20 protein-coding genes are annotated in these 22,955 nt (G+C 70.5%); 13 read left to right on the forward strand and 7 right to left on the reverse strand.

The window, feature by feature from the left end; genetic code table 11:
- Positions 1 to 5: 5 nt before the first annotated feature.
- Positions 6 to 836 carry a universal stress protein gene (locus tag VFG40_RS11210; protein WP_324897448.1) on the reverse strand — a complete coding sequence of 277 codons (831 nt, stop codon included), beginning with the start codon at positions 834 to 836 and terminating at the stop codon, positions 6 to 8.
- A gap of 128 nt (positions 837 to 964) precedes the next feature.
- On the opposite strand from VFG40_RS11210, the gene VFG40_RS11215 reads away from it, so the two are divergent.
- Positions 965 to 1,891, forward strand: a complete 927-nt coding sequence (locus tag VFG40_RS11215; RefSeq protein ID WP_324897449.1) for a universal stress protein — start codon at positions 965 to 967, stop codon at positions 1,889 to 1,891.
- Positions 1,892 to 1,898: 7 nt separating this feature from the next.
- On the opposite strand, the gene VFG40_RS11220 is transcribed toward VFG40_RS11215, so the two are convergent.
- A complete protein-coding gene (locus VFG40_RS11220) occupies positions 1,899 to 3,233 on the reverse strand; it encodes an erythromycin esterase family protein (RefSeq protein ID WP_324897450.1) in 1,335 nt (444 codons plus the stop codon).
- A 614-nt stretch (positions 3,234 to 3,847) separates the two neighbouring features.
- On the opposite strand from VFG40_RS11220, the gene VFG40_RS11225 reads away from it, so the two are divergent.
- The 10 genes from VFG40_RS11225 (at position 3,848) to VFG40_RS11270 (ending at position 15,252) form a co-directional block, all read left to right on the forward strand.
- Positions 3,848 to 4,510, forward strand: a complete 663-nt coding sequence (locus VFG40_RS11225; protein WP_324897451.1) for a (2Fe-2S)-binding protein — start codon at positions 3,848 to 3,850, stop codon at positions 4,508 to 4,510.
- 13 nt (positions 4,511 to 4,523) lie between these two features.
- Positions 4,524 to 5,525: an FAD binding domain-containing protein gene (locus VFG40_RS11230; RefSeq protein WP_324897452.1), complete on the forward strand. Its 1,002-nt coding sequence runs from the start codon at positions 4,524 to 4,526 to the stop codon at positions 5,523 to 5,525.
- 27 nt (positions 5,526 to 5,552) lie between these two features.
- Entirely contained in the window at positions 5,553 to 7,778 is a 2,226-nt protein-coding gene (locus VFG40_RS11235) for a xanthine dehydrogenase family protein molybdopterin-binding subunit (protein ID WP_324897453.1), read from the forward strand.
- A 787-nt stretch (positions 7,779 to 8,565) separates the two neighbouring features.
- Positions 8,566 to 9,660 (forward strand): XdhC family protein, encoded by a 1,095-nt coding sequence (locus tag VFG40_RS11240; RefSeq protein WP_324897454.1) that lies wholly within the window; start codon positions 8,566 to 8,568, stop codon positions 9,658 to 9,660.
- On the forward strand, positions 9,657 to 10,265 hold the full coding sequence (locus VFG40_RS11245) for a nucleotidyltransferase family protein (RefSeq protein WP_324897455.1): 609 nt from the start codon (positions 9,657 to 9,659) through the stop codon (positions 10,263 to 10,265). The genes VFG40_RS11240 and VFG40_RS11245 overlap by 4 nt, the downstream gene beginning before the upstream one ends.
- 76 nt (positions 10,266 to 10,341) lie before the next feature.
- Positions 10,342 to 11,607, forward strand: a complete 1,266-nt coding sequence (locus VFG40_RS11250; protein WP_324897456.1) for a phospholipase D-like domain-containing protein — start codon at positions 10,342 to 10,344, stop codon at positions 11,605 to 11,607.
- A gap of 201 nt (positions 11,608 to 11,808) precedes the next feature.
- The gene (locus tag VFG40_RS11255) at positions 11,809 to 13,047 is read left to right on the forward strand and encodes an MFS transporter (protein ID WP_324897457.1); all 1,239 of its coding nucleotides are present in this window, start codon (positions 11,809 to 11,811) and stop codon (positions 13,045 to 13,047) included.
- Between the two features lie 80 nt (positions 13,048 to 13,127).
- Positions 13,128 to 13,883 carry a molybdate ABC transporter substrate-binding protein gene (gene modA, locus VFG40_RS11260; RefSeq protein WP_414649291.1) on the forward strand — a complete coding sequence of 252 codons (756 nt, stop codon included), beginning with the start codon at positions 13,128 to 13,130 and terminating at the stop codon, positions 13,881 to 13,883.
- A 2-nt stretch (positions 13,884 to 13,885) separates the two neighbouring features.
- Positions 13,886 to 14,563: a molybdate ABC transporter permease subunit gene (gene modB / locus VFG40_RS11265; RefSeq protein WP_324897459.1), complete on the forward strand. Its 678-nt coding sequence runs from the start codon at positions 13,886 to 13,888 to the stop codon at positions 14,561 to 14,563.
- Between the two features lie 2 nt (positions 14,564 to 14,565).
- Positions 14,566 to 15,252, forward strand: a complete 687-nt coding sequence (locus VFG40_RS11270; protein WP_324897460.1) for an ABC transporter ATP-binding protein — start codon at positions 14,566 to 14,568, stop codon at positions 15,250 to 15,252.
- Positions 15,253 to 15,257: 5 nt separating this feature from the next.
- Here the strand turns inward: VFG40_RS11270 and modE are convergent, their stop codons facing one another.
- On the reverse strand, positions 15,258 to 16,046 hold the full coding sequence (gene modE, locus VFG40_RS11275; protein ID WP_324897461.1) for a molybdenum-dependent transcriptional regulator ModE: 789 nt from the start codon (positions 16,044 to 16,046) through the stop codon (positions 15,258 to 15,260).
- 191 nt (positions 16,047 to 16,237) lie between these two features.
- Here modE and VFG40_RS11280 point away from each other — a divergent pair, with 191 nt between their 5' ends.
- Positions 16,238 to 17,431 carry an OprO/OprP family phosphate-selective porin gene (locus VFG40_RS11280; RefSeq protein ID WP_324897462.1) on the forward strand — a complete coding sequence of 398 codons (1,194 nt, stop codon included), beginning with the start codon at positions 16,238 to 16,240 and terminating at the stop codon, positions 17,429 to 17,431.
- 12 nt (positions 17,432 to 17,443) lie between these two features.
- Here VFG40_RS11280 and VFG40_RS11285 read toward each other — a convergent pair whose 3' ends face one another.
- Genes VFG40_RS11285 through VFG40_RS11295 form a run of 3 tightly spaced genes read right to left on the reverse strand, consistent with a single transcriptional unit; the run spans position 17,444 to position 19,809 of the window.
- A complete protein-coding gene (locus tag VFG40_RS11285; RefSeq protein WP_324897463.1) occupies positions 17,444 to 17,965 on the reverse strand; it encodes a DUF1697 domain-containing protein in 522 nt (173 codons plus the stop codon).
- A gap of 12 nt (positions 17,966 to 17,977) precedes the next feature.
- Positions 17,978 to 18,976 carry an Lnb N-terminal periplasmic domain-containing protein gene (locus VFG40_RS11290; RefSeq protein ID WP_324897464.1) on the reverse strand — a complete coding sequence of 333 codons (999 nt, stop codon included), beginning with the start codon at positions 18,974 to 18,976 and terminating at the stop codon, positions 17,978 to 17,980.
- Positions 18,973 to 19,809, reverse strand: a complete 837-nt coding sequence (locus tag VFG40_RS11295; RefSeq protein ID WP_324897465.1) for a CHAD domain-containing protein — start codon at positions 19,807 to 19,809, stop codon at positions 18,973 to 18,975. Before VFG40_RS11295 ends, VFG40_RS11290 begins: the two co-directional genes overlap by 4 nt.
- 108 nt (positions 19,810 to 19,917) lie before the next feature.
- Between VFG40_RS11295 and VFG40_RS11300 the strand changes: the two genes are divergently transcribed.
- Positions 19,918 to 20,463 (forward strand): DUF2058 domain-containing protein, encoded by a 546-nt coding sequence (locus tag VFG40_RS11300; protein ID WP_324897466.1) that lies wholly within the window; start codon positions 19,918 to 19,920, stop codon positions 20,461 to 20,463.
- Positions 20,464 to 20,951: 488 nt separating this feature from the next.
- On the opposite strand, the gene VFG40_RS11305 is transcribed toward VFG40_RS11300, so the two are convergent.
- Positions 20,952 to 22,793: a chloride channel protein gene (locus VFG40_RS11305; RefSeq protein ID WP_324897467.1), complete on the reverse strand. Its 1,842-nt coding sequence runs from the start codon at positions 22,791 to 22,793 to the stop codon at positions 20,952 to 20,954.
- Positions 22,794 to 22,955: the final 162 nt, after the last annotated feature.

Consider the following 22,955-nt stretch of genomic DNA (forward strand, 5'->3'; position numbering starts at 1 on the left):
GTGGCTCAGTGGCGCAGCAGCACCGGTAGCGTCGCGTGCGCCAGCACGTGGCGGGTCGCGTCGCCCAGCGACCACTCGCTGAGCTGGCTGCGCCCATAGGCGCCCATCACCAGCAGGTCCGCGTCTGTTTCCTCGGCTCCGTGCAATAGCGCCTCGCCGGGCGCGGCGCCGTCGTGCTCCAGCGGGCGGTGCTCTGCGTGCACGGCGTGCCGCTGCAGATAGGTGTCGATGTCGAACGGCGGCTTCCAGGTGATTTCCGGCAGCGTCTGGCGCGGCGGCGTTTCCAGCAGCACCACCCGTTCGGCGCGCTGCAGCAGGGGCAGCGCGCCGTGGATGGCACGCAGCGCCTCGCGCGAGCCGTTCCAGCCCACCGCCACGCAATCCAGCGTCGGTTCCACCACCGGCCCGGGTGGCACCACGATGCACGGCAGATTGGAGGCGAGCATCATCCGCGCCAGTTCTGGCGGTGTGTGACCGTTGGCATCGCTGCCACGATCGAGCAGCAGCAGGTCATGCCATGTGCCCAGCTGCGCCAGTGCGTCGGCGGCATCGCCTTCGGCCACGTGCCAGGCGGCCTGCGAAACGCCGCGTTCGGCGGTCCAGCGCACGAACGACTGCGCGGCCGACTGCGCCACGTCCATGGCGGCGCGGGCGCTGGATAGCACCGCCGAAACCAGTTCCGGCGGGTGCTGGCTCGCCGCCGCCACGCCCAGCGGCGATGGCGTCACGAATGCACCGGTAATCGACGCCTGCAACAGCGCGGCCAGACGCGCACCGAATTCCGCTGCAGGCGGCCATGCGCCAAACGAACGCATGTGGACAAGCAGGTCCTGCATGACAGCGGTTCCACCAAAGGCCGGCGCGCAGTGTCAGGCCTGGCTGCGGATGCGCCGTTGATACGGATCAAATCGGCGCATGCCATATCGATGCAAGGTGGGCGTCCACCTCCCGTCAGATCGCGCGCATGCATGCCACTGCCACTGCCACCGCCGCCGCTCCGCATGCCGGAGCCCCCGCATCCATCGCCGGTACCGGCGCGCACGCCTCGGCACGTGCGGAACCGCGTATCCGCGACGTGCTCACCTATTGCCCCGATTTCCGTCGCTGGAGCGCAGCCGCCTATTACGCTGCCGCACTGGCCGCGGAGCTGGGCGCAAGTCTGACCGGCCTGCATGCCGGAGCGCGGCTGCCCTACACGGCGCCCGCGGCCGGCACGGTGCCGTGGCTGGCCGAATGGGCGGCGCACGCCACCGACGAGATTCACTGCGCGATGCTGGCCAGTCGCGGCTTTGCCGAGTGGGCACGGGCACAGGGCGTGGGCCAGGCGTACTGGCAGGTTGCGCTGGGCGACACACGGGACGTGCTTGATGTGGCCGGCAACACCAGCGACCTGCTGGTGCTCGATCGTCAGGACGAGGGCGGCGCCCTGCCCGCGCTGTTGCACGGCGTGCTGCTTTCGGGCCATCCCTGCATCGTGGTGCCGCCCACGCCGTACATCAGCGGGCGGCTGGAGCGCGTGGTGGTGGGCTGGGACGGCTCGCCCAACGCGACCCGTTCGCTGCACGCGGCGCTCCCGCTGCTGCATGAAGCCGGCGACGTGGTGCTGCTGTATGCCGACGCGGGGCCGGCACCGGGCGGACGCACCCGGGTGCAGCCACCGTTCGATCCGCAGCGACACCTGCGCGCGCACGGCGTGGCCGCGCGGCGCGAGACGCTTCCCGCCGGTGGCGAGACGGCCGCCCACGCCGTGCTGGCCTATGCCTCGCACCATCGGGCCGACCTGCTGGTGATCGGTGCCCATGGCAAGCCTCGACGCAGCGAGAGCTGTCTGGACGACCCCACCCACCTGATCCTGCGCCAGGCGCAGATGCCGCTGTTCGTGCGCTATTGAGCGGGGCTCACCGCCACGGCCGCATCGGCAGGTAACCGGGATCACCCGCCTCGCCCGACCAACCTGCCGGCAGCGGCGGCAGCTCGGTGGTCTGGTCCAGGTGGAACACTGCGTCGAACTGCTGCGCCAGGGTGGCACTCACGTAATGGCACTCGAACTCCGCGTCGGGCCGGTACAGCACGCCCACCGAGCGCTGCAGCATCGGACGGCGCACCACGGCCGGCGAGGCGCCGTGCAGCGGCAGGTAGAAGCGTTCCAGCCGCGTGCGCCGGAACAGGGCCTCGTAGCTGTCGGTGCGTGGCGACCGCAGTGCCATGCGTTCGGGCTCGCCGTCCCAGGCGTGTGCCGCGCAGAGCTGGCCGCCGCTGGTGGTGAAGCCCACCAGCATCGCGGCGGCGCCAGCGCGCTTGCGCGCCAACTGGCCCATGCTCCATTCGCCGGCGTGGCCGGCCTGCGTGCCGCGCGCGTCACCCACACTCGCATTGTGCGACCACACCACGATGCGCCCTGGCCGGCCGCACTCGCGCAGATGCGCCTGCAGCGCGAACAGCGTCTGGGTCATGTGGTATTCGCGCAGGTTCCAGCGTGCCTGCCGGGTGCCGAGCATGCTCTGGTAGTACGCCGCGGCACTGGCGACCGCCTGCGCCTGGCGCGCGGCGAAGAACGGAGCCTGGGTGCCGTTGTAGCCGTCGCGCGGTGGATACGCCGGCGCGGCGGCCAGCTGTTCGGTCAGGCAGCGGAGCACCGCTTCGCGGCATGCCGGCTGCAAACTCGCCGCCGCCTCGTAGCCGTAACGCTGCGGGTCGCGCACGTGATCGAGCACCGCATAGTGCTCGCGCGCCAGCTCCGCCTGTTCGGGGTCGATCTGCTCCAGGCAGCGGATCGCGGCGCGGGCGGAGCGATACAGGCTGTAGCTGTCCAGCCCGTGGAAGCCGACCTTCGCCACCGGGTCACGCAGGGCGTTGTAGCGCTGCAGCCATTCGATGAACGCGGGCGCGACCGTGTTCCGCCAGGGCCAGCCGGGAAAGTGCGCAAAGTCCCCCAGTGCCTCGCCCGCGTCGGCGTCGTGGCTGTCGCCGCAGACATAGCGATGCACCCGCCACGCGTCGGGCCAGTCCGCCTCCACCGCCACCGCGTCGAAGCCCTGCTCGACGATCAGGCGCCGGGTGATCGCGTCGCGCATGTGCGCGAACTCGGCGGTGCCACGAGTCGCCCCGCCCAGCATCACGATGCTGCACGAGGCGGTGGCATCCAGCAGCGCATCGTAGTCGCCGTCGTTGTCGTCCAGCCGGATTGCCGACGCGCGGATCGCATCCAGCGGATGCAGGCCGTCGGTGTTCATGCGCCCACCGTCGGGGCGTGTGCGACGACCGGGTCGGCAGGCCGCTGCGGCCGCCGGCAATCTGGGGCGTGGGTATCTACCAGAACATGCGGTGCCGAAGCAGGCGCGGCGTGGATCATGAAGCCCTCCATGAGCAGATGTCCGGGCAAACTGGCCGGGGAAACCGGGAAACGCGTGGCGGTGCGGCCACGGGGAAGCCCGATGCTCCGCGAGCACCGGTGCGTGCCGCTTGACGAGGATCAACTGCATCTGCCGCCCGGCGCGGCGGACCCCGAAGTTGATCGCGATCAACTGCTGCGCCGGTGGACGGGGGCACGATGAGATCGGGCGGTGAATGCCGGCGGCGGTGACAACCGGAAGGATCCGGGGGCGCCGTCGCCGGCATTCATTCTTTGAGATTCCCGCACGGCGCCTGCGTTGCTCCGGCACACGCCAGCGGTGAGCCACTGCCGCCGATCCTTCGATCTGCTTGCCCGCCGGGCCGCCGGCCGCGCGAATCACCGCAGCTTTACCGCAGCGCCACTAACCTCCGCGATTGCCGTACGGGCCGCCTGGCCTGCGCGGCGTCCTGCATTGCATTCCCGCCCGTCTCAGCCAGCTCCGGAGAGCCAGCCATGTCCGATCCCACGCCCGAGCAGTGCGTCACCACCTTCGACTCCGCCGACCGGGTCAACCTCACCTTGAGCCGCCGCAGCTTCCTGCAGATGGTGGGCATGACCGGCGCGGCGTCGACGCTCGGGCTGGGTGGCCAGGCGCTGGCGGCCACTGCAATGGCCCACGTGCCGGATGTCGGCGCAGGCGCGACCGCGGGCGACGACCAGGTCACCGTGCAGTTCACCGTCAACGGCAAGCCCGAGACGCTCACCGTGGATCCGCGCACCACGCTGCTCGACGCACTGCGCGAACACCTGCACCTGACCGGCACCAAGAAAGGCTGCGACCACGGCCAGTGCGGCGCGTGCACGGTGCATGCCGACGGGCGACGCGTGAACTCCTGCCTCAGCCTGCTGGCCATGCATGAGGGGGGCGAAGTCACCACCATCGAGGGGCTCGGGCAGCCGGGTCAGCTGCACCCGATGCAGCAGGCGTTCCTGCAGCACGACGGCTACCAGTGCGGCTACTGCACCTCGGGCCAGATCATGTCCGCCACGGCACTGCTGGACGAGCCGTGGGGCCCGGCCGATGCGGACGTCAAGGAAGCCATGGCCGGCAACATCTGCCGCTGCGGCGCGTACCCCAACATCGTTGCGGCGATCCAGCAGGTCCGGAAGGGCTGAAGGGAGACACACCATGCAGGCTTTCACCTTTGTCCGCGCCGCCGACGCCCGCCAGGCCATCGATGCCGGCGCCCGCTCCCCCACCGCCCAGCAAGGCGCCAGCGTGCGCTTTGTCGCCGGCGGCACCACCCTGCTGGACCTGATGAAACTGGACGTGGAAACCCCCGGCCAGGTCGTCGACATCAACCACCTGCCGCTGGCGCAGGTGGAACGCACGTCCGAGGGCGGGCTGAAGATCGGCGCGCTGGTGCGCAATGCCGATCTCGCCCGGCACGCCGACGTGACACGGGACTACCCCGTGCTGTCCGAGGCACTGCTCGCTGGCGCCTCCGCGCAACTGCGCAACATGGCCACCACCGGCGGTAACCTGCTGCAGCGCACGCGCTGCATGTACTTTCGCGACGCGAACATGCCGTGCAACAAGCGCGAGCCCGGCAGCGGCTGCCCGGCGATCGACGGTGCCAACCGCAACCTGGCCATCCTCGGCACCAGCGAGCACTGCATTGCGTCCAATCCCAGCGACATGAACGTGGCGCTGGCGGCGCTGGAGGCGCGCATCGCGATCCAGGGCACCGACGGCGAGCGGATCGTGCCGATCGCCGACTTCTTCCTGCTGCCAGGCGACACCCCGCAGCACGAAACGGTGATGCAGCCGGGCGACCTGATCACCCACGTGCTGCTGCCGCCACCGAAGCACGGCGCCCGCTCGCACTACCTCAAGCTGCGCGACCGTGCCTCCTACGAATTCGCGCTGGCGTCGGCCGCCGTGGTGCTGGCCACCGACGGCGGGCGCATCAGCCACGCCCGGGTGGCGCTGGGCGGCGTGGGCACACGGCCGTGGCGCTCGCACGAGGCGGAGCAGGCGCTGGTCGGCCAGCTGGCCGGCCCGGCCACCTTCGCCGCGGCGGCCAGTGCGGCCCTGCGCGATGCGCAGCCGCAGAGCGAGAACGCCTTCAAGGTGGAGCTGGCCAAGCGCTGCCTCACCCACGCCCTTTCCACCGTGGCCGCCGCGTAAGCGCGGCCCTGCAGGAGCAACGAACTCATGGCACCCGACGCATCCCGCACCCCGCCCGCCCTGGGCCACGGCTACGCCCGCGTGGACGGCCCGCTGAAGGTCAGCGGCACCGCCCGCTACAGCTCCGACTACCACTTCCCCGGCCTGCTCTATGCAGTGCCGGTGTGCGCCACCGTGGCGAGCGGCACCGTCGCCGCGATCGACGACAGCACCGCCGCGTCGATGCCCGGCGTGCGCAAGGTCTACACGCGCAGCAACATCGGCACGTTCTATCGCCCGGGCAAGTCCGGCTCGATCGACGAGAAGCGCCCGCCGTTCGAGGACGACACCATCCGCTATTACGGCCAGTACGTGGCGATGGTGGTGGCCGACAGCTTCGAGCAGGCCACCGCGGCCGCGCGCAAGGTGAAGGTGGAGTACCGCGACGTCACCGCGCCGGACGTGCGCATGCAGCTCACCGCCGAGGAAAAGCAGACCACCGACTCCGAGCGCGGCGACGTCGATGCGGCGTTGGCCGATGCGGCCGTGACGGTGGATCAGACCTACACCACGCCGCGCGAGACGCACAATCCGATCGAGCTGCACGCCAGCCTGGCGATCTGGGACGGCAAGGCTTTCACGCTCTACGAGACCACCCAGTCGATCATCAACCATCGCAACGTGATGGCGCAGATGCTCGGCGTGCCGAAAGAGAACGTGCGCATCGTCACCGAGTTCCTCGGCTCCGGCTTCGGCGGCAAGCTGTGGCCGTGGCCGCACGCGCTGCTCGCTGCCGCGGCGGCGCGTGACCTGGGCAAGCCGATCAAGCTGGTGGTCACGCGCGAGATGATGTTCCACGACGTCGGCCATCGCACCAACACCCAGCAGCGCATGCGCCTGGGCGCCACGCCGGACGGCGACCTGGTCGCGCTGCGGCAGGATTTTCTCTACGCCACCTCGCGCAGCGACCACACCAAGGAAGACTGCGGCGAAGCGACCCCGTTCCTTTACTCCACGGCCAACCTCAAGGTGACCAGCGCCTGCGCCCGACGCGACATCGCCCCCAACACCGCCATGCGCGGCCCCGGCGCGGTGCCGGGCCTGTTCGCGGTGGAATCGGCGATGGACGAACTGGCGCTGGCGCTGAAGATGGACCCGGTGGAACTGCGCCTGCGCAACGAACCGGAGATCGACGAGAGCGAAAACATCCCGTTCTCCTCGCGCCACCTGAAAGAGTGCCTCACCGAGGGCGCCAAGCGCTTCGGCTGGTCGCAGCGCGATCCGGCAATCGGCGCCATGCGCAAGGACGGCAAGATCCTCGGCTGGGGCGTGGCCGCCTGTTCGTGGATGGCGCAGCGCCTTGCCGCCGAAGTGTCGGTGCTGCTCAACGCCGATGGCAGCGTGCGCGTGGCCAGCGGCACCCAGGATATCGGCACCGGCACCTACACCATGCTGGCGCAGATGGTGGCGCACGACCTGGGCATCGCGGTGGACCGGGTCAAGGTGGTGATCGGCGACAGCGCGCTGCCGCCGGGCCCGTTGTCCGGCGGCTCCATGGCCACCGGCTCGCTGGTGCCTGCCGTGGCGCAGGCGGCCGGCAAGGCGGTGGAACAACTGCTCGACGCCGCCGCTGCGCACGCGCAGGCGTTCAAGGGCGCCAAGGCCGACCAGCTCGCCTTCACCGACGGCCGCGTGCACCGCAAGGACACTGCCGCCGAATCGGGCGTGCCGTTCGCCCAGGTGCTCGACGAGGCGCGACTGGCGCACGTCGAGGGCAAGGGCAAGTCCGGCAGCACCTTCGGCGACGACGAAGCGAAGAAGTTTTCGATGCATTCGTACGGCGCGCACTTCGTCGAGGTCAGCTGGGAGCCGCAGACCGCGCGCCTGCGCATCGAGCGCGTGCTGACCGTGATCGACGCCGGCCGCATCATCAACCCGATGACCGGGCGCAACCAGATCGAGGGCGCCATCGCGATGGGCGTGGGCATGGCGCTGTTCGAGGAAACCCAGTACGAGGCACGCTGGGGCAAGGCGATCAACAGCAACCTAGCCGACTACGTGATGACCACCCACGCCGACTCGCCCGCCATGGACGTGCTGTTCCTAGACTATCCCGATACCAAGCTCAACTCGCTGGGCGCTCGCGGCATCGGCGAGATCGGCCTGGCCGGCTTCGCCGCCGCGGTCACCAGCGCGGTGCATCACGCCACCGGCGTGCGCGTGCGGCACCTGCCGGTGAAGATCGAGGATCTGCTGGCGTCCACCGTCAGCTGAGCCAGGCTGCCCGGCCTGCCGATCTCCGGCGGGACGGGCTCCAGGGCGCGCTCCGGTTTGCAAGCAAGGGAATGACGGCCGTGTACTCCGCGGCGGCCATTGCAGCGACCAAGGGAGGCTCTTTTCGGCGGCGAGTGTCAGTCATTCAACTCGCTGTCGCTTCCCTGCTCCAGGCAGCCGCCTCTCCGAGGACGTACCGCGTGTGCTACTGATCGCTCATCGCCTGCCTTCACCGCGCAGCGCACTTTTACAAGTCAGGAGGTCGGTTACGCAGGGCTTTGCCCTTTCGCCTTCGCTGTTCGCCTCTCGCGTTTTTCTTTCCGTCTGTCGTCCCCGCATTAACGCGGCCCCGCGGCCTCGCCGGTCAAGCCTCTTTCGGCCGTCATCCCCGCGAAAGCGGGAAGGATTTTCAACGGCGAAGGCAGGGATCCATCGTGATGTTGCTCCCAGCCGGCGGCCCCTCCAGCTTTTCCTCGTGGCACACCAAACGCAGCCGCCTGAGCGGCACGCACGGCACGGCTGTCGGAACGGCTGGCAGGCAGGCTCGGCAGCAGCAAAGTGGATGACCGGCATCCGCCGTTGAAAAATGCCTCCCGCTTTCGCCGGGGTGACGAGCTCGAAGTCGAAGTCGTTCCCTTTCATTACAAGCCCAGCGCGCACTGACCGACTCGCACCGCACCCAAGCGCACCCGGAGCCCACCCACACACACGAACCTCGATACCATCCCCACATCTCTTTCGACCCAAGGCAGCGCGTGATCTCCACCCCCTCCCGTATCGCTCCGCGATGAACTCCCCGCACGAACTGGCCCAACTGCTGGATGCCCTGCGCCAACTGCGCAAGGACGGCGAGACACGCGCCGCGCTGGCCACGCTCACCCGCACGCGCGGCTCCACTTTCCGCCGCCCCGGTACGCACATGTTGGTGCTGCACGACGCCCGCGTGGTGTGCGAGCTCTCCGGCGGCTGCCCGCAGCGCGACATCGTGGCGCGTGCGCTGGAGGTGATCGCCAGCGGCGTGCCGCGACGGGTGAACTACAACAGCGAGTCCGGGCTCGACGTGCTGATGGAAATGGGCTGCGGCGGCGAGCTGGAGATCCTGATCGAGCCGCTGGCCCCGGCCGGCACGACGGACTTCGCCGACCACCTCGCCCGCTGCCTGCATGCGCGCGCCGAAGCGCGACTGGCCACGCTGTTCGCCATCGACGGCCAGACGGTGCTGCCGCAGCGGATGGTCTGGAGTGCGCAGCGCCGGCTGTTTGACAGCCTTGGCGATCCGGCGGTGGCCACTGTCGTCGCCGACGCCTGCGCCGCCTGGCCCGAACGCGGCGCCGGCGCGCAGCAGCTGGCATCGCCGCGCGGCACGCTGGACGTATTGATCGAGTCGGTGCGTCCGCCGCACGCACTGGTGGTGATCGGCTCCAGCGCCGCCGCCCGCGCGCTGCTGCCGCTGTCCACGGCGCTGGGCTGGCAGACCACGCTGGTCGACCACGACCCGGCGCGGCTGCAATCGCCTGAGCTGCCGGCGTCGCTGCACACCGTGTGCAGCACGCCGGCACAACTGCACGAGGCGCTGCCGCTGGATGCGCACACGTCGGTGGTGGTGATGACCCACAACCTGGAACAGGACATCGCCTGGCTCGCCGCGCTGGCCGGCACGCCGGTCGCCTACGCCGGCTCGCTCGGCTCGCGCGAGCGGGTGGCGCGGATGCGCGGCGCGCCCGAACTGGCCCGGCTGCGGCTGCACGCGCCGGCCGGGCTGGACATCGGTTCGGAGACGCCCGAGGAGATCGCGCTGGCGGTCGCCGCCGAGATCATGGCGGTGATCAACGGACGCAGCGGCGGCCCGCTCCGCGACAACGACGGCGCCATCCACGGATGAGCGCGAGCGCGCCGGTGATCGTGCTGCTCGCTGCCGGCGAAGGGCGCCGGTTCGGCAGCGCCAAGCAGCTGGCCGAGGTCGGCGGCCAGGCCATGTTGCGCCGCGCGGTGGAGACGGCGCAGGCCACCGGGCTGGCAGTGATCGTGGTCACCGGCGCCCATGCCGAGGCGGTCGAGCCGCTGCTGGCGGACCTGCCCGTGCAGCGGCTGCACCACGCGCAATGGCGCGAGGGCATGGGCAGTTCGCTGGCCGCGGGCATGTGCCACCTGCGGCGACACCATCCGCAGGCATCGGCCGTGCTGGTGTGCCTGGCCGACCAACCTCTGATCGATATCACCATCCTGCGCGCGGTACTGGCCGAACATGGGCGCGTGCCGGAGCGCATCGTCGCCGTCCGGCATGGCGATACGGCAGGCCCGCCGGCGCTGTTTCCGCGCCAGTATTTCGACGTGCTCGCGGCCAGCTCGGGCGATCGCGGCGCACGTGCACTGCTGGCGGCCGAGGCCGACCGGGTGAGCATGATCGAGCGAGCCAATGCGCTGGACATCGACACTCCGGCGGATCTGGACCGCGCCCGCCGCGCCTGGCTGGCGCAGCAGCGCTGACCGTGTCGCGCCTGGCGACGACGCGGTCCAGCTGGACCCTGGAACGTAAGGAGAAGCAACCCTTGGAAGGCACCGCATGATCGCCACCATCGTCATCACCGCGCTGGCAACGGCCGCGCTGATCGGTATCGCCATCAACCTGCACCGGCCGGAGAAGCACGTCCGGCACGACATTGCCCACTGCCACGCCGTGGCCGACCCGCAGTTCGAGCTAGAGATGAACGCGATGCTCGGGCCGGACGTGCTTCAGGGCAACGCGATCGAGCCACTGCAGAACGGCGACGAGATCTTCCCGGCCATGCTGGAGGCGATCGGCTCGGCGCAGCACACCATCACCTTCGAGACCTACATCTACTGGGCCGGCGAAATAGGCCGCAGGTTTGCCGACGCGCTGGCGGAGCGTGTGGCGGCCGGCGTCACCGTGCACGTCATGCTCGACTGGGCCGGCAGCGCCCGGATCGACCAGCGGCTGCTGGACAAGCTCACCGACGCCGGCGTGCAGGTGCAGCGCTACCACCCGATTCGCTGGTACAGCGTGGGACGCCTGAACAACCGCACCCACCGCAAGCTGCTGGTGGTCGATGGCCGCATCGGCTTCACCGGCGGGGTCGGCATTGCCGACCAGTGGGCCGGCCATGCGCAGGACCCCGACCATTGGCGCGACATGCACTTCCGCGTGGAAGGCCCGATCGTGGCGCAGTTGCAGGCCGCCTTCATGGACAACTGGATCAAGACCACCGGCAAGGTGCTGCACGGGGAGCACTACTACCCGCCGCTGCAGCCGCGGGGCGACCTGCCGATGCACCTGTTCGTGAGCTCGCCCGCCGGCGGCAGCGCCAGCATGCACCTGATGTGCCTGCTCGCGATCACCGCCGCAAGCCGCTCGATCGACCTGCAGGCGGCCTACTTCCTGCCCGATGAAGTGATGCTCGGCGCGTTGCGCGCCGCCTGCGAACGAGGCGCCCGCGTGCGGATGGTGGTGCCGGAGCGCTACATCGACTCGCACCTCATCCACATGGCGTCGAAGATGTGCTGGGGCGAATTGCTCGAAGCAGGCGCGGAGATCTACCAGTACCAGCGCACCATGATGCACAACAAGATGCTGATCCTCGACGGGCGCCTGGTGTCAGTGGGATCGACCAACTTCGACCTGCGCTCGTTCAACCTCAACGACGAAGCCAGCCTCAACATCTACAGCGAACGCTTCGCCGCGCAGATGACCGAGGTGATGGAGCGGGACCTCGCCCACGCGCAGCGCTACACGCTGGACATGTGGAAACGGCGCCCCCTGCGCCAGCGCCTGGGCGAATGGCTCACCCGGCCGATCCGCAGCCAGCTCTGAGGCGTGAGGCGTAGCGGGCGCCAACGCGCGGGCGAGGCACCGCACCCGCAGTGACCTGCGGCGGCAGTCCTGTCGCGGGCCTGTGGTGCGCGGCGAGCCAAGCCGTGTGCCACCTCGGGCGGCACGAGCAGCCCATAGGCGGGTCAATCCGCGCATGATCCGCCTGAGGTTCAAGATGCCCCCTCGCTACCGGAGTGCACGATGCAGCCCATCCGCTCCCCCGACGCAGAACAGGCACGGCCGCACTGGTTGAACCGCACGGTGGCCGGCGCCGGCATCACCAGCGCGCTGGGCGATTTCTGCTACGAAACCACCACTGTGATCCTGCCGGGATTTCTCGCCGTGCTCGGCGTGCCGGCTGCCGCGCTCGGCCTGATCGAGGGCGCGGCCGATGCGGTGGCAAGCTTCACCAAGATGGCCGCTGGCCACGTGGCGGACCGGCTTGGCCATCGCAAGGCGCTGGTGGTGCTGGGCTACGCGCTGACGCCGGTCGGGCAGGCCCTGATCGCGCTCGCCGCCGGCTGGCCGTTGCTGCTCGCCGGGCGGCTGCTGTCGTGGTTCGGCAAGGGCCTGCGCGGACCGCTGCGCGACGCCATCGTGGTGCAGGCGGTGAGCGAGGAAACCCGCGGCCGCGCGTTCGGTTTTCACCGTGCGGCCGACACGGTGGGCGCCGTGGCCGGGCCGCTGCTCGGCGTGCTGCTGGGCTGGGCGCAGACCCTGCCGATGCATGACCGTGCCTGGCCATTCCGGCTGGTGCTGTGGCTGTCGCTGGTTCCCGGCGCGCTCGCCGTGGTGTCGTTCCTGCTGCTGGTGCGCGATCCGGAACACTCGACCAACCCGTCGCTGCGGCTGATGCAGTCACTGCGCACGCTGCCGCCGCGCTTCAAGCGCTATCTGGGCGCGGTGGGGCTGTTCGGAATCGGCGACTTCTCGCACAGCCTGCTGATCCTCGCCGCCACCACCCTGCTCACGCCAAGCATGGGCGTGGTGCGCGCCGCGCAGGTGGCCGGCCTGCTCTACGTCGGCCGCAACATGGTGCAGGTGCTTGCCTCCTATCCCATCGGCGCGCTGGCCGACCGGCTGGGGCACCGCCCGCTGCTGCTGGCCGGCTACGCGATGGGCGTGCTCACCGCCGCGCTCACCGCGCTGGCGTTCTGGCGGGACAGCGCGACCCTTGCAGCGCTGGCCGGCATCTTCGCCCTGGCGGGGCTGTACGTGGCGACGCAGGAAGCACTGGAGTCCACCGTGACCGCGGCGATGGTGCCGGCAGACCGGCTCGCCACCAGCTACGGCGCGCTGGGCACGGTCAACGGCGTGGCCAGGTTCGTCTCCAGCGCCGCGGTGGGTCTGGCGTGGAGCCTGCACTCGCCGGCCGCCGGCTTTGCCCTGGCCGCGGTGCTGATGCTCGGCGGCACGGTCGCCCTCGCCCGCAGCCGGTAACGCCGAAACGCTTGTTCCGCTGTGGCTTTCGTCGTTATATAGCGATCTACATAACGACACGCCGGGGAGCTCGCATGTCCATGCCATCGCTGCAACGCCGCCTTGCCGGCGCTGTCTTCGCGCTCGCCGGCATCGCCGGCTCCGCGCACGCGGACGACCTGGTGGTCTCGGCCGCGTCCAGTCTCGCCAACGCCTTCCAGGGCGTGGCCGCGGCCTATGAAAAGGCGCACCCGGGCACGCATGTGGTACTCAACTTCGCCTCCTCCGACACCTTGCTGCGGCAGATCGCCAACGGCGCGCCGGCGGACGTGTTCGCCTCCGCCGACCAGGTGGCGATGGACAAGGCGCAGGCGCAGCAGGCGATCGTGCCGGGCAGCCGGGTGAACTTCGCTGCCAACCAGCTGGTGCTGATCGTGCCAACGGGCGGCGCCAGGGTTGCCGCCCTCGACGATCTGGCCGGCCCCGCCTTCAAGCGCATCGCCTGGGGCAACCCGGCTTCGGTGCCGGTAGGACGCTACACGCAGGGCGTACTGGACCGCGCCGGCCTGACCCGGCGCCTGTCGTCCAAGGCGGTGCTGGCGGCGAACGTGCGCCAGTGCCTGGACTACGTGGTGCGCGGCGAGGTCGATGCCGGCTTCGTCTACGCAACCGACGCGGCCATCGCACGCGACAAGGTCACCGTGGCGCTGCGCGTTCCCTCGCCCACGCCGATCAGCTACCCGATCGCAGTGGTGGCGCACACCGAGCACGCGGACGAGGCGCGCGCGTTCATCGCCTTCGTGCGCTCCGCCGGTGGCCAGGCGCTGCTGGCGGACGCAGGCTTCCTGGCGCCCTGAGCGTGACGCCGGACATCTGGCAGCCGCTGTTGCTCTCGCTGAAGGTCGCCCTCTGGGCCACCGCGCTGAATCTCGTACTGGGCGTCGCGGTGGCCTACGGCCTGTCGCGCTGGCGCTCGCGCTGGTGCAACACGGTGGATGCGTTGCTCACCCTGCCGCTGGTGTTGCCGCCCACGGTGCTGGGCTACTACCTGCTGGTGCTGCTGGGGCGGCGCGGGGTGATCGGCGGCTGGCTGGAGCAGCTGGGCATCAATCCCGTGTTCACCTGGCAGGGCGCCGTGATCGCCGCCACGCTGGCTGCGTTTCCGCTGGTGCACAAGGCCGCGCGTGCCGCGTTCGAGAACGTGGAGCCGCAGCTGGAAGACGCGGCGAGGGTGCTCGGCCTGGCGCCGCTGGCGGTGTTCTTCCGCGTGTCGCTGCCGCTGGCGGCCCGCGGCATCGTCGCCGGCGCGTTGCTCGCGTTCGCCCGCGCACTGGGCGAGTTCGGCGCCACGCTGATGATTGCCGGCAACCTGCCCGGCCGCACGCAGACCTTGTCGGTAGCGATCTATTCGGCGATCGAGGCGGGCGACGACGCCGGCGCCAACACGCTGGTGGCGGTGGCCTCGGTGACCTGCGTGGTGGTGCTGGTGCTGGCCGGCCGTCTGACGCGCGCCCGCGCGCCCCGCCGGGGCGCCTGACGATGCGCCTGGATGTCGACATCCGCCGCGTGATGGCCGACCCGCAGCGCCCGTTCTCGCTCGATCTGGCGTTCCGCTCCGACAGCGCGCGCGTGGTGCTGTTCGGCCCGTCCGGCTCGGGCAAGAGCCTCACCTTGCGCGCCATCGCGGGGCTGATCCGCCCCGACGCGGGCCACATCGCCGTGCGCGACCGCACGCTGTTCGACGACTTCCGCGGCGTGGACGTGCCGGCGCGCGCACGGCGCATCGGCTACGTGTTCCAGGACTACGCGCTGTTCCCGCATCTCACGGTGGCGCAGAACGTAGCGTTCGGGCTCACCGCCGGGCTGCGCCAGCCTGCGCGAACGAAGGTGCCCGAGGCGGCGCAACGCTGGCTCGATGCATTCGAGCTGGACGGCCTGGCCAATCGCTACCCGTGGCAGATCTCCGGCGGCCAGCAGCAGCGCGTGGCGCTGGCCCGCGCACTGGCGCCGAAGCCGGAGCTTCTGCTGCTGGACGAACCGTTCGCCGCGCTCGACCCGCCGCTGCGCGGCCGCCTGCGCAACGAGCTGGTGGCACTGCAGGCGCGGCTGGACGTGCAGATGCTGGTGATCACCCACGATCCGGCCGATGTCGACGTGCTCGGCCAGCACGTGCTGGAGATACGCGACGGCCGCATCCACGCCGACGCCACGCGGCCCGCGTCATGAGCGCGTCAGTCGGTGGTGCCCAGCAACACGCTCGACGCATCCACCACCGCCAGCACCGCCTGCCCCACGGCCAGCGGCTGCGCCGCGGCCTCGCTGACGGTTGCCACCAGCGCGCCGCCGCCGTGCAGGTCGATCGCGACCTCGGCGCTCACCGTGCTGCGCTCGATCGACGCGATCATGCCGATGAGCCGGTTCGGTGCAGGCGGCACCGTGGCCGGATCGACCCCGATCAGCTCCAGCGCGGAGGCCTTGATCAGCGCAATCGCCTGGCGTCCCAGCGCAAGCCCGAGATCGTGCGTGCTCTGGCGCGTGATGGTGGCGACCAGCTGCTGCCCGCCAGCCAGCGCCAGCGTCACCGCGTCGTTGGCCGCACCGGACTCCAGCGCCACCACGGTGCCGACCAGCTGGTTGCGCGCGCTGGTGCGCAGGGTGAAGCGCCGCATCAGCTGGATGTCCTGCATCGCCGCGGCACCGAGCTCGCCCAGCTGCTGCACGAAGCGCTCGTGCTGCTGCGCCATCTGGCGGAACACCTCCACCAGGCGCTGCCCGCGCGGCGTCAGTCGGGTGCCGCCGCCGCGTTTGCCGCCGGTGGCACGTGTTACCAGCGGCTCGTCGGAGAGGTTGTTGATCGCGTCGATCGCGTCCCACGCACCCTTGTAGCTCATGCCCACGGCGCGGGCGGCGGCGCTGATGCTGCCGGTCTCGCCGATTGCCGCCAGCAGCTCGATGCGGTCCACGCCACCGGCGTGACGCTCGCCTGCGTGCAGCGACAGCATGCCCTTGAGTTCAAACATCGACGGGTCCGATCCGCGCGCAACGCTGCGCCGCCGACGAGTGTAGCGAGCGCCCGCTCAAGTCGCCGCCGCGCCGGGCCGATACGCATACGCGCCGCGCGTCACCGGCGCTGGCCTTGCCGCGTTGGTCGCTTTGCGCGACCGCCGCGTTGCCTGGCCGCCCTGCCCCTGCCCACTCCGGAATTCCCCGCATGACCCGCATTTCCCTGCTGTCCTCGTCGCTGGCGCTGGCCCTGCTGCCCGCCGCCGCCTTCGCCGCCCAGACCAAGCCCAGCGACTTCTCCGACAACTGGCCCACGCACGTGGTGCTGGAGGACGGCACCGACCTCGGCATCGCCTTCAAGTACCAGTACGACGTGAACCGGTTTTCCCACGACGACGGCCGCTTCGACGACGCGCAGACCAGCCGGCGCAAGGAGCTGGGCATCTACGCGAAAAAGAAGAACGTCTACGACGCCACCGCCGTGTTCGATTTCCAGGCGAAGACCTGGCTGGATGTGTTTGCACGCGTGCAGACCCAGGCGCTGCTCGGCCGCGACGCCGGCGCCGTGCGCGCCGGTTACAGCAAGACGCCGGTCGGCTTCGAGGGCAACACGGGCACCGGCTCGACCACGTTCATGGAGACCGCGCTGCCGACCCAGGCGCTGTACGCCGGCCGCCGCATCGGGGTGGACTGGGCGCTGGTGCGCCCGGCCTGGCTGGTCAACGCGGGCTACTACTGGGGCGGCGACCTGCAGGGTGATTCGGACGGCCACATGACCGCCGCGCGCGTCGCCTGGACCCCTCGCCATGCCAGCGGCGACGTGCTGCACCTGGGGCTTTCCGCCTCGCGCGAGACGCCCGACGGCAGCACCGACGGCCGCGGCGCTTATCACGCTCCCGGCGCGCGCCTGCGCGCTCGGCCCGAAGCGGGGCTCACCTCGATACGACTGGTGGACTCCGGCAGCCTCTCGTTGGTGGACCGGATCGACCGCGAAGGCGTCGAGGCGCTGTGGATTGGCGGCCCGTGGTCGCTGCAGGGCGAGTACCTGCAGGCACGCGTGAGCCTGGCCAATGGCCGCCCGTCGTATCGCGGCGAGGGCTGGTACGCGCTGGGCAGCTGGGTGGTCACCGGCGAATCACGCGGCTACAAGGCCGGCAACGTGGGCGATGTCAGCCCCAAGGGCGCCTGGGGCGCGCTGGAACTGGCGGTGCGCTACAGCGAGCTGGACCTGGACGACGCACCGGTGCTCGGCGGCACCGAGCGCAACTGGACCGTCGGCGCCAACTGGTACCTCAGCCGCTACCTCAAGCTGCAGGCCAACTACGTGCATGCCCGCAGCGAGCGCCGCGGCCTGGCGGTGGACCCGAACGTGGTCGAAGTGCGCGCCCAGATCGCGTTCTGAGCGCGAGGTCGCTCATGCATCGAGCGCGGCGGCCATCTGCGCCAGTTTCGCCACGGTGTTCATGTTGCGGCCGGTGCCGTGGGCGGCAGCCTTGATCTTCAGGCGCGAGTCGGCCATGCCGTCGCCGTAGTGCACGTAGATCTCGCGGCGGCCCAGGGCGATGCGCTCGTCCTGCTGGCCGCTGACGCCGGCGAGCGTGTCCGGCGGCGGCGCGGCATCGAGAAAGATCGCCACCACGCGATTGCCCGGCGCTTCGGCAAAGGGGTTGTCGGCCTGCACCCGCGCCATCTCGCCGGCAGTGCGCACCATCACGCCGACCGGTTTGCCGGCGTAGGCCTGCAAGCGCTCCTCCAGCCGGGCCTTCACCATCTTCTCCGCCAGCGCACTGGTGAACACCACGTTGCCGCTGGCGATGTACGTGCGTACCTGGGCGAAGCCGAGCGCCTCGCACATCGCCACCAGCTCGCTCATCGGCAGCTTGCCGGTGCCGCCGACGTTGACGGCGCGCAGCAGCGCCACATAGGACGGGGTCATGCGCAGGTTCCTTCAGGCGGGGGCGCGGATGGCGCGGGAAAAATCGTCATGCGGTCCGCTGCGGCGTGCGCGCTCGGTGATGCGCGCACGGGCCCGCTGCACCGCTGCCGGCTCGCTGGCGTCGATCGCGCCGTTGTCGCGCAGGTAGCCCTGCAGGTAGCCGGTGAGCAGCAGCCGCGGGTCCATCGGCAGGCCCGGGTTGAGTTGACGTGCCATGCGGTAGACCAGCGTCGTGCAGTTGGAGGTGATGGTGTTGTAGAACGCCGGCCGCGCCACCAGCGCATTGGCCGCGTCGATGTAGGAGACGAACAGCGCCCGCGCCGTGGCCGGCTGCAGGACAAGCGGAAACAGGTAGTCGTCCTCGCCGCGCACGTTGGTACGCACGCGCACGATGTCGCGTTCGTCCGCTGCCACCAGGATCATCTCGAACTGCTTGAAGAACCCGCCGATCTCGGAGAACGCCTCTCCCCGCTTCTTGCGGATCTCCACCGAAAACACCAGGTGCCGGCCGTCGTCGAAGCCGAACGAGATCATCGCGTGCGCGATCGCCGGGCTGTCCCAGTACGACAGGATCGCGTCGGCACCCGCCAGATGGTCGAGGTCGTAGACGCGGGTCTCCCAGCGCACGTCATAGTCGTCGTCGCGGCGCCAGGTGAAGTTGCGCACGTGATGCAGCGTGGCCCGATGGCCCTCCACCTGCCCGTGCAGCAATTGCGCCACGTCATCAGCCCACACACGTTGGTGCGAAGGCCGGATGCTGCGCCACCACAGCAACGCCAGCGCCTGCGCGACGAGGTAACCCGCCAGCGCCACGCGCGCCTCGCCTCCCGCAGCAAGCCACGCCAGCGCCACCAGCAGCAGCACCCACAACCCGCTGCACACCGCCCGGCCCGGGCGCCCGCCCGGCGCCTGATACCACAGCGCGAACGCGCCCCAGACACCACTGACGACCACCAGCCCCGCCACCAGCACGCCAAGCACCGTGCGCAGCAGCAACTGCGCTCGGGTCACGCCGGCGCCCCGGCGGCAGCCTCGCGCAGCTGGCGGCGAAGCACGGCTTTCTCGGCCGGATCGTCGCAGGCCTTGCCCAGCAGCGAGGCCAGCACGGCCAGGTCCTGCCGCTTGCCGAGTGCGTCGATGCGGCGCTTGAGCTTGCCGCTGCCCTCCCCGCGCAGCGGCGTGGGCAGCAGCGTGGCGTCCACGCCGGCCAGGGCTTGGCGCTGCAGCCGCGCCCGGCGCAGCCGGCGGCGCCACTGGTGCAGCCGCTCCGGGGTGGGCTTGGCGCCGGCGCGCTCGCGCCCGCGTTCGGCGCGGCGCTCGCTGTGCTGCAGTGCGCCGCGCAACGGCTTGCGCTTCAGCGTGTGCCACGGCAAGGCACTGATCGCTCGTGCCACGGCGTGAATACGCGCCCGGCGGGCGGCGAACGCGGGGTCGCGTTGCAGCGCCTGGGCCAGCAGCGCATCGCTGCGTGCCTGCAGCCGGTCGGCCACCCGATGCCACGCAGCGGCCTCGGCCGCCCCGTGCGCATCGGCCAGGGCGCAGGCCGTGGCCACCACCACGTGCGCGTCGCGCAAGGTGGAGAGGTCACGCGCGGCGCGGCGCAGGCTGCGGTCGATCGGTGCCAGCGCATCGCCGAAGGCGTCGCGTCCCAGCGCGAGGATGGCGCGGGCGCGGCGGATCGACTTGCGCGCCCGATGGATCGCCGCGTGGCGATCGCGCGTGTTCGCCAGCGCGGCGGCAATGATCCGGCACTCGCGCGCCGCCTTCACCGCCAGCGCCTCGCCCACGCGCGGACGCCGCAGCGGTGCAGCGGATGCAGTGGTGCGGGTGGTACGCGCGGGCATCGGCGCAGTCTAGCTGTGCAGCGCGGCGCCGCGGCGAGCGCCGCGCATTTCGGGTGCGCCCTCCTGCGGCGGTAGACTGGGCGGCTCCGTACCAGCCAATCCAAGCCCATGCGCAATCTCCTGCAGGACCAGCTGCTCAAGGCCGGCCTGGTCAACAAGGCCAAGGTCAACCAGGTCGCGCGCGAACAGAACAAGCAGAAGGTGGCCAAGGCGCCGCCCGCCCCGCCGCGCGAAGACGCGGTCGACCACGCCCGCCTGCAGGCCGAGCGCGCCGAACGCGATCGTGCGCTGGCCGCCGAACGCAATGCGCAGGCGCGTGCCGCCGAGCTGCGGGCGCAGGTGCGGCAGATCATCGCCACGCACAAGGTCAAGCGCAGCGGCGAGATCGACTACCGCTTCACCCACGACAACGCCATCCGCAGCGTGCTGGTGAACGAGACCATGCGCAGCCAGCTGGCCAGCGGCGCGCTGGTGATCGTGGCGCTCGACGACCGCTACGAACTGCTGCCGCGCGGCGCGGCTGAGAAGGTCCGCGAGCGCGATCCGTCGGCCATCGTGCTCGATCACGCCCAGCCTGCTGCTACCGATACGCCCGTCAGCGACGACGACGCGTACTACAGCCAGTTCCAGGTGCCGGACGATCTGATCTGGTGAGCCGGGCGCCGCCGTCATGGCGCGGCCGCTCTCTGCAGGTATGGCACTCACGCGCTGAAAAGCCCCTCACCCCAGCCCTCTCCCCGGGGGGAGAGGGAGCAAAAGCCGCTCATTGCCTGGGTGAACTTTGACTGCAGCTCGCTCCCTCTCCGGCTGGGAGAGAACGAGCAACGGCCACCCGTCGCCCGCGTGGACTTCGACTGGGAGCGCCCTCCCTCTCCCCGCTGGGGAGAGGGATCAAAAGCCGTCGGTCGCCTGCGTGAACTTTGGCTGCAGGTCTCGTTCTCTCCGGCCGGGAGAGAACGAGCAACGGCCGCTCGTCGCCCGCGTGAACTGCAACTGGGAGCTCACTCCCTCTCCCTGCTGGGAAGAGGGCTGGGGTGAGGGGCCGAGGTCGCAGCGATCTGCACCCGTGCATCAAGTGCGTGACGTGTCGCCCCGCGCGGCAGGCAGCCGAAGACGCCGCGCACGCGCTCCAGCGGACGCACTTACCTGGCCGGCCGAAGATGCCTGCTCATCTGCCGCGCCTCGCGCAACCGCTGCGCGTGCGCCTTGAGCAGATCACCGCGGGTGAGGATGCCGACCATCTGCGGCGAGTCGCCCTTGCCCAGCACGATCAGCCGGCCAACGTCGGCCTCCACCATGTGGTCGGCCGCTTCGCGCAGGCTGTGGTCTTCGTGCACGGCCAGCGGCGGACGGTTGACCAGGCTGCCGACGGTGGCGTCGTCCGACACGCTGGCGTCGAACAGGGTGCGGCGCGTGAGCACGCCCAGCGGTTTGCCGGTGGCGTCGAGCACGGGGAAGCCCTGATGTTTGGCGACATTCCCCGCGTTGGCCAGCCACGCGCGCAGCTCGCCCATGCGCTGCTCGGCGGCGAGCGATACCACCTCGCGACTGCACGCATCGCGCACCAGGATCTGGTCCAGCGCATCGGCGCTGTAGTCGGACGGCACGCGCACGCCGCGGCGCACGATCTTCTCGGTCATGATGGTGTTGCGCATCATCAGGCCGGAGACGAGGTAGGCCGCGGCGCAGGCGCCGAGCAGCGGCAGCAGGCCGTGCGGTTGCTGGGTGGTCTCGAAGGCGAACACCACCGAGGTGAGGAACGCGCGCGACGCGCCAGAGAAGATCGCCGCCATGCACACCAGCGCAGCGAGACGCGGATCGACATGCAGCGCCGGCAGCGCGGTGGCCACCAGCAAACCCATCGCCCCGCCCAGCGTGCTGCCGATGGTGAACAGCGGCGCCAGCGTACCGCCCGAGGTGCCGCTGCCCAGTGCGATCGACCACGAGGCGAGCTTGGCCAGGCACAGCGTGAGCAGCCCGACCAAACCGAGCTGGCCGCTGATCGCCGCGGTGATGTTGGCGTAGCCCACGCCCAGCGTGAGCGGCTGGAAGTAACCGATAACGCCCACCGCCAGACCGCCAAGCGCCGGCCACCACATCCAGTGGAGCGGCAGCTTCTCGAAGCCGTCCTCGATGGCGTAGGTGAGCTTGGTCACGCCCACGCTCACCACGCCCACGATCAGCCCCAGCAGCACGTACACCGCCAGCGCGCCGAACGTGGGCGTGGCGATGTCCGGCATCGGGAACATCGGCTCGTTGCCTTCCAGCAGGTAGCGCACGCCGGTGCCGACGAAGGCGGCCAGCGCCACCGGAATCAGCGAGCGGGCGCGGCGTTCGAACAGCAGCAGCTCGATCGACAGCAGCACCGCCGACACCGGCGCAGAAAACACCGCCGCCATGCCCGCCGCGGCACCGGCAGCGAGCAGCGTCTTGCGCTCGTCGGCGGTGACGTGGGCGAGCTGGCCGATCAGCGAACCCAGCGCGCCGCCCGTGGCGATGATCGGACCTTCGGCGCCGAACGGCCCGCCGGTGCCGATGGCGACGGCGGAAGACACAGGCTTGAGCCAGGTCATGCGCGGCGGGATGCGGCTCTCGTTGAGCAGGATCTGCTCCATCGCCTCGGGAATGCCGTGGCCGCGGATGGCCCGTGAGCCCCAGCGCGCCATCACGCCCACGATCAGCCCGCCGACCACCGGCACCGCGATCACCCACAGGCCCAGGTGGTTGCCGGCGGGACTGCTCAGCGCCGTATCCCAGCGGCCGTAGAACGCCAGGTTGGTGATCAGCCCGATCAGCGCGGTGAGCAGCCAGGCCACCACCGCGACCAAGGCGCCGAGCACCATGGCCGCCAGCGTGACACCCACCACGCGACGTCCGAGCGGGCGAAATCGGCGCGGCAGATGTGCGTCGGCCATGGTCGGATCGAGTGATGGCGCAAGCGGGATCGCCGCCCGCGAATGCGGGCCGTGGCTGGGATCGGTCATGGGTGTTCAAGCCAGAGGATGCAGCCGCGAAAGGCTACGCGGATATCGCCTCGGTAGCTGGCTGGAAAATGAACAGGGGTACGATGCGTCTTGCGTGAGCCATTCGAGGCGGTCTTGCGCGGGATTCAGCGCCACTCCACGCCGATGCGTCTCTGCCCGCAC

Source organism: Dyella sp. (assembly GCF_035685805.1).
GTDB lineage: Bacteria > Pseudomonadota > Gammaproteobacteria > Xanthomonadales > Rhodanobacteraceae > Dyella_A.

What these genes read in the sequence shown, in the direction of transcription:
- VFG40_RS11210 (WP_324897448.1), bottom strand. Translation starts at nt 836, where the DNA reads ATGCAGGACCTGCTTGTCCACATGCGTTCGTTTGGCGCATGGCCGCCT.
- VFG40_RS11215 (WP_324897449.1), top strand. Translation starts at nt 965, where the DNA reads ATGCATGCCACTGCCACTGCCACCGCCGCCGCTCCGCATGCCGGAGCC.
- VFG40_RS11220 (WP_324897450.1), bottom strand. Translation starts at nt 3,233, where the DNA reads ATGAACACCGACGGCCTGCATCCGCTGGATGCGATCCGCGCGTCGGCA.
- VFG40_RS11225 (WP_324897451.1), top strand. Translation starts at nt 3,848, where the DNA reads ATGTCCGATCCCACGCCCGAGCAGTGCGTCACCACCTTCGACTCCGCC.
- VFG40_RS11230 (WP_324897452.1), top strand. Translation starts at nt 4,524, where the DNA reads ATGCAGGCTTTCACCTTTGTCCGCGCCGCCGACGCCCGCCAGGCCATC.
- VFG40_RS11235 (WP_324897453.1), top strand. Translation starts at nt 5,553, where the DNA reads ATGGCACCCGACGCATCCCGCACCCCGCCCGCCCTGGGCCACGGCTAC.
- VFG40_RS11240 (WP_324897454.1), top strand. Translation starts at nt 8,566, where the DNA reads ATGAACTCCCCGCACGAACTGGCCCAACTGCTGGATGCCCTGCGCCAA.
- VFG40_RS11245 (WP_324897455.1), top strand. Translation starts at nt 9,657, where the DNA reads ATGAGCGCGAGCGCGCCGGTGATCGTGCTGCTCGCTGCCGGCGAAGGG.
- VFG40_RS11250 (WP_324897456.1), top strand. Translation starts at nt 10,342, where the DNA reads ATGATCGCCACCATCGTCATCACCGCGCTGGCAACGGCCGCGCTGATC.
- VFG40_RS11255 (WP_324897457.1), top strand. Translation starts at nt 11,809, where the DNA reads ATGCAGCCCATCCGCTCCCCCGACGCAGAACAGGCACGGCCGCACTGG.
- modA (WP_414649291.1), top strand. Translation starts at nt 13,128, where the DNA reads ATGCCATCGCTGCAACGCCGCCTTGCCGGCGCTGTCTTCGCGCTCGCC.
- VFG40_RS11270 (WP_324897460.1), top strand. Translation starts at nt 14,566, where the DNA reads ATGCGCCTGGATGTCGACATCCGCCGCGTGATGGCCGACCCGCAGCGC.
- modE (WP_324897461.1), bottom strand. Translation starts at nt 16,046, where the DNA reads ATGTTTGAACTCAAGGGCATGCTGTCGCTGCACGCAGGCGAGCGTCAC.
- VFG40_RS11280 (WP_324897462.1), top strand. Translation starts at nt 16,238, where the DNA reads ATGACCCGCATTTCCCTGCTGTCCTCGTCGCTGGCGCTGGCCCTGCTG.
- VFG40_RS11285 (WP_324897463.1), bottom strand. Translation starts at nt 17,965, where the DNA reads ATGACCCCGTCCTATGTGGCGCTGCTGCGCGCCGTCAACGTCGGCGGC.
- VFG40_RS11295 (WP_324897465.1), bottom strand. Translation starts at nt 19,809, where the DNA reads ATGCCCGCGCGTACCACCCGCACCACTGCATCCGCTGCACCGCTGCGG.
- VFG40_RS11300 (WP_324897466.1), top strand. Translation starts at nt 19,918, where the DNA reads ATGCGCAATCTCCTGCAGGACCAGCTGCTCAAGGCCGGCCTGGTCAAC.
- VFG40_RS11305 (WP_324897467.1), bottom strand. Translation starts at nt 22,793, where the DNA reads ATGACCGATCCCAGCCACGGCCCGCATTCGCGGGCGGCGATCCCGCTT.